The 5,074-nt window shown below is 57.1% G+C and carries 5 protein-coding genes and 1 tRNA gene; 5 read left to right on the forward strand and 1 reads right to left on the reverse strand.

From position 1 onward, the window contains the following. Window positions 1–81: 81 nt before the first annotated feature. The 4 genes from GXX82_14230 to GXX82_14245 all read left to right on the forward strand — a co-directional run bounded on the left by GXX82_14230 (window position 82) and on the right by GXX82_14245 (window position 3,588). Window positions 82–612 (forward strand): hypothetical protein, encoded by a 531-nt coding sequence (locus GXX82_14230; protein NLT24194.1) that lies wholly within the window; start codon window positions 82–84, stop codon window positions 610–612. Between the two features lie 149 nt (window positions 613–761). Then, window positions 762–1,745 (forward strand): DctP family TRAP transporter solute-binding subunit, encoded by a 984-nt coding sequence (locus GXX82_14235; protein NLT24195.1) that lies wholly within the window; start codon window positions 762–764, stop codon window positions 1,743–1,745. 49 nt (window positions 1,746–1,794) lie between these two features. Next, window positions 1,795–2,301, forward strand: a complete 507-nt coding sequence (locus GXX82_14240) for a TRAP transporter small permease (GenBank protein ID NLT24196.1) — start codon at window positions 1,795–1,797, stop codon at window positions 2,299–2,301. A gap of 3 nt (window positions 2,302–2,304) precedes the next feature. Next, window positions 2,305–3,588, forward strand: a complete 1,284-nt coding sequence (locus tag GXX82_14245) for a TRAP transporter large permease subunit (protein NLT24197.1) — start codon at window positions 2,305–2,307, stop codon at window positions 3,586–3,588. Window positions 3,589–3,601: 13 nt separating this feature from the next. Here GXX82_14245 and GXX82_14250 read toward each other — a convergent pair. Further along, window positions 3,602–3,675, reverse strand: a tRNA-Arg gene (locus GXX82_14250). Between the two features lie 182 nt (window positions 3,676–3,857). On the opposite strand from GXX82_14250, the gene GXX82_14255 reads away from it, so the two are divergent. Next, window positions 3,858–5,074, forward strand: a 1,217-nt coding sequence (locus GXX82_14255) for a cation:dicarboxylase symporter family transporter (protein NLT24198.1), incomplete at its 3' end; no start/stop codon positions are given.

Here is a 5,074-nt window from a genome sequence, read left to right on the forward strand (position 1 = left end):
ACCGCCATCGGGGCAGGGGTGGGAACCGTGGGCGGGCTTGTCTACGACGACGTGCAAAAGAATAAATAGGCGGGCATCATCATGAGATATGGCGCGAAACGACCCCTTCTTCTCTCGGTTTTATTTGTTTTCTTTGCGATATCATCAGGCACGAGCATCGCCGAGGTGAATGTGAACATAGGGGTCTTCGCGCCACCCCCACCGCTCGTGATCGAGAGTCCTCCCCCGATGGCGGTGGTTGTCGGCACACCGTACGTGTACTACGCACCCGATGTGCCCGTGGGGCTCTTCTTCTACTCCGGGCACTGGTATCGCCCCCATGAGGGCCACTGGTTCAGGGCCAGATCGTACAGGGGACCCTGGTCGCATATCCATCCCGGTTCGGTTCCGGTGGTCCTCGTCAAACTCCCTCCGGACTACAGGAAGATGCCGCCTGGTCACCAGAGGATACCCTACGGGCAGATGAAGAAGAACTGGAAGGCGTGGGAGCGTGACCGTCACTGGGGAAGGGGGGCTGCAAGGCCGGCAGGGCACACAGCGAACTATCAGAAAGACAAACCGGGAAGGGGTCATGGCGATCACGGAGGCCACGGCCGCGGACCCCGGCATTGATCCAGATCCCTGCTGTCTGAAGCGGCCTTGCCCCTGCAGGGCCGCAAATTCTTCCACTTTTCATTTGACATGGAAAAGCTTGTGTGAGAGTCATTTATAAAAAGACTTTCAAGGAGCTTGCCATGGCAAAGAAACTTCTTATCTTTTCAATGGTCGTTGCGGCGTTTTTCCTGTTTCTGCAGGTCAGCGCGTCCGCCAAGATAATCGTGAAATACGGGCATGTCGGTCCTCCCATCCACCCGCAGCACCACGGGGCCCTGGCTTTTGCCAAGTATGTGACGGAGAAGACAAAGGGGGAGATCGAGGTCCAGGTGTTCCCGCTGGGTCAGCTCGGTGGTGAGCGTTCAATGACGGAGCAGGTCCAGGCCGGCACCCTCCACATGACGGCGGTGACGTCAGGGGTGCTCGCGAACTTCGTTCCCGAGGTCGGTATCATCGAACTGCCTTTCATCTACCCTGACAGGAAGACGGCGTACAGGGTCCTCGATGACAAGGATATCCAGCAGCGCATCGCGAAGTTCTGCGAGCCGAAGGGATTTGTCTTCATAGGTTACACCGAGAACGAGTTCAGAGATATGACCAACTCGAAGCACCCGATCAAGAAACCTCAGGACCTGCAGGGTCTGAAGATACGGGTCGTCGAAGGCCCGGTGTTCATCGACACTTTCAAAACACTGGGAGCCAACCCCACACCGCTGCCCTTTCCGGAGATCTACAACGCCCTTCAGCAGAAGGTCATAGACGGCCAGGACAACCCCCTCTACACATCCGTCCTCATGAAATTCACAGAGGTCAACAAGTTTGCCACCGTCACGAACCACATTCTCACGGAGTGTCCCGTCGTGGTGAACGCCAAGTTCTGGAAATCCCTGACGCCGGAACAGCAGAAGATATTCAGGGAAGCCGCCGCGGTACAGATCAAGACCAACAGGGAAGGCAACGCCAGGGGCAGCGCCGACGCCATCCAGAAGGCCAAGGCCCAGAAGGTGGATGTCTACGTCCTCACCGCGAAGGACAGGGAGGTCTTCAGGAAAGCGGTGCAGCCCGTATATGATAAGTACAAGGGCATATACGGCAATGAATGGTACGATTTCTTCGTGAAGAAGATCGATTCTTACTCGAAGAAGAAATAGAAAGAGATGACTATAGGGGGGAGGGGCCGGATCTCTCCCCCCATCCGGCATGACTGACCTTATAAAGAAACTCAACAAGTTCGAGGAAGGCGTCGCCGCCTTTTCACTCCTCGGGATAGCCCTTCTCACGTTCGTTGAGACGGCCCTGCGCTACACCGCCAACTACACCTTCACGTGGTTCGGCGAGGTGGCGAACTACACGATGATCTTCTGCACTTACCTTGCAGCGTCCATCGGAATCAAGTACGGGACCCACTTTTCCATGGAGGCGATAACGGAATACGCCCCCGACAAGGTGAGCCATCTTCTGAAGACGGTCGCCTACTTCCTGTCGGGAGTCGTGACGATCCTTTTCATCTGGTATGGCACGAAGCATCTCATAACGCTGAAAGGTTTCGGGGTCAAGAGTTCGGCGATGCAGATACCCATGTATCTTCCCTACATACCGATCCCCCTTTTCGCCCTGACCATGACCTTTCGCTTTTTCGCGCTTTCCCTGAGGCATTTCCGGGACTTCCTGGAGGGTAAGCCCTTCGAGAGGGTGAGGAGGAAATAGCCGATGAACCTGGCCCTCGTCCTCATCTGCTTCTTCGCGCTTCTTGCCTTGAGCACTCCCATTGCCATCGTCCTCGTGGCGACGACGGCGGTCTACATCATCTTCGTCGCCCAGACGCCGCTCACCTCACTTATCCAGCAACTCTTCAACGGGCTCGACAATTTCGTGCTCCTCGGTGTTCCCTTTTTCATCCTCGCCGGGAACATCATGGCTGAGGGCGCCATCTCGACGAGGCTCGTGAACGTGATGAAGCTCTGTGTCGGCCGGTTCACCGGCGGGCTTGCCATGGCCTCTATCCTGGCCTGCATGTTCTTCGCGGCGATCTCCGGTTCGTCGCCGGCCACCGTCATCGCCATCGGAAGCATCATGATGCCGGCCCTCATCAAGGAAGGGTACGGGGAACGGTTTTCGATGGGTCTCCTGACATCATCCGGCTCGCTCGGGATCCTCATACCCCCGAGCATTCCCATGATCCTCTATGCCCTCGTGATGAATGTGTCCGTGGCCGAGATCTTCATGGCGGGATTCCTGCCGGGGGTGTTCATCGGTTTGTGCCTCATGGGGTATTCCTACTATCAATCGGGGAAGAACAACTGGAGGCAGAAGGAGACCTACACGCTGCGGGAGGCCCTGAAGATCCTGAAGGACGGGATATGGGCGCTCCTCCTGCCGGTCCTCGTCCTCGGCGGCATCTACGGGGGCATCTTCACTCCCACGGAGGCCGCGGCGGTGTCCGTGGTCTATGCCCTCGTCATCGAGCTTTGTGTCTACCGGGAGCTCAAGATCGGTCACCTCTTTTCCATCTGCAGGGATTCGGCCGTCCTATCGGGATGTCTCCTGTTCATTCTTTCCTGCGCCATGACCTTTATCTGGCTTTTGACCGTCGAGCAGATACCGCAGAAGCTTGCGGAGATCATCGTTACCAACATAGAGAGCAAATGGCTCTTTCTCCTCGCCATAAACGGCGCTCTTCTCATAATCGGCGCGCTGATGGACATCGTTACCGCGATCATCATCATATCGCCCATCCTCGGCGAGACCCTCACAAAGTACAACATCGACCTCGTCCACTACGGGATCATCATGATCATAAACGTGGAATGCGGTTTCCTGACCCCGCCTTTCGGCCTCAACCTCTTCGTCTCGATGGCGATCATGAAACGCTCCCTCGTCGACGTAGGCAAGGCCATCCTGCCTTTCATCCTCCTCTTCCTGAGCTGTCTTCTGGTGATAACCTATGTGCCCTGGATAGCGACGTTCCTGCCAAAGCTTTTTCTGGGGAAGTGAGAAAAAAGGAATGCGCGCCCGAGAGGGATCGAACCTCTAGCCTTTGGATTCGTAGTCCAACGCTCTATCCAATTGAGCTACGGGCGCGTGGTGTGTAATTATAGCGACTTTGCCCTGTATTTTCAACCTCCTTTTGCCGATAACACAGAGAGGGACGGGACGTCCTGCATTTTCGTTGCATTTTTGGCTTAAAAGAGATTTATTCTTATGACGAACCGCCAGCAACGAAATTCACGTAAGCATCGCATCACTTCGAACGGGGGTATCAGTTGGAAAAACGTAGAAGACTCTCGCAGACCCATCTCATCTTCATAGGCATGCTTGCCGGATTGGTGCTGGGGTTTGCTTTCCCGGCCCTGGGGACGAAGATGGAGGCGCTCAGCACCATATTCATCCGCCTCGTCAAGACGATCATCGTTCCCATCATATTCGCGACCCTTGTCGTGGGCATCGCCAGTCACGCGGACCTCAAGGCGGTGGGCAGGATGGGGGTCAAGGCGATCGTCTATTTCGAGATCATCACGACCATCGCGCTCTTTCTGGGCCTCGTCGTCGTCAACGTGACGAAGCCCGGCGTCGGCATCGATCTCGGTGACGCCGGGTTGCCTGCCGGGCTGGGCGAGGCGAAGCACATGACCATCAAGGAGATCGTCATCAACATATTCCCCGACAACTTCTTCGATGCCGCCTCCCGGGGCGACGTGCTCGAGGTGGTCGTCTTCACCATCATCTTTGCCATTGCCTTGAGTCTTATCAAGGAGAGGAAGAAGCCCATCATCGAGTTCTGCGAGGCCCTGGCGGAAACGATGTTCAAGTACACCAATATCGTCATGCGCTTCGCGCCCGTCGGCGTCGGGGCGGCCATAGCCGTCGTTGTCGCCAGCAAGGGCATGAGCGTGCTCCTCAACCTGTGCCTCCTCATAGCAAGCTTCTACGGGGCCATCGTGGTCTTCATGCTGGCCGTGCTCCTGCCCGTGGCGCTCCTTTTCAAGGTCCCCGTGAGGAGGTTCATCGCGGCGGTCAAGGAACCAGCCGTGATCGCCTTTTCCACCTCCAGCTCGGAGGCGGCCCTGCCGAAGGCGATGGAGAACATGGAGGCCCTCGGGGTGCCGAGACGGGTGGTTTCCTTCGTCATCCCCACGGGGTACAGCTTCAACCTCGACGGCACCACCATCTATCTCTCTCTCGCATCCATCTTCGCGGCGCAGGCGGCCGGTGTTGATCTCAGCCTGTCGCAGCAGCTTCTCATAGGCTTCACCCTCATCTTTGCCAGCAAGGGTGCCGCCGGCGTCCCCAGGGCGTCCCTTGTGGTCCTTGCGGGCACGCTGGCGTCATTCGGCCTGCCCGTCCAGGCCGTGGCGGTCATCCTTGGCGTGGATACGGTGATGGACATGGGACGAACGGCGGTCAACGTCACGGGCAACTGCCTTGCTACCGTTATCGTCGTGAAATGGGAAAAGGTATTCGACAGGAAGGACGAGGCCGC

Origin of the sequence: Syntrophorhabdus sp., assembly GCA_012719415.1 — a bacterium.
Classification (GTDB): domain Bacteria; phylum Desulfobacterota; class Syntrophorhabdia; order Syntrophorhabdales; family Syntrophorhabdaceae; genus Delta-02.

What these genes read in the sequence shown, in the direction of transcription:
- GXX82_14230 (NLT24194.1), top strand. Translation starts at nt 82, where the DNA reads ATGAGATATGGCGCGAAACGACCCCTTCTTCTCTCGGTTTTATTTGTT.
- GXX82_14235 (NLT24195.1), top strand. Translation starts at nt 762, where the DNA reads ATGGTCGTTGCGGCGTTTTTCCTGTTTCTGCAGGTCAGCGCGTCCGCC.
- GXX82_14240 (NLT24196.1), top strand. Translation starts at nt 1,795, where the DNA reads ATGACTGACCTTATAAAGAAACTCAACAAGTTCGAGGAAGGCGTCGCC.
- GXX82_14245 (NLT24197.1), top strand. Translation starts at nt 2,305, where the DNA reads ATGAACCTGGCCCTCGTCCTCATCTGCTTCTTCGCGCTTCTTGCCTTG.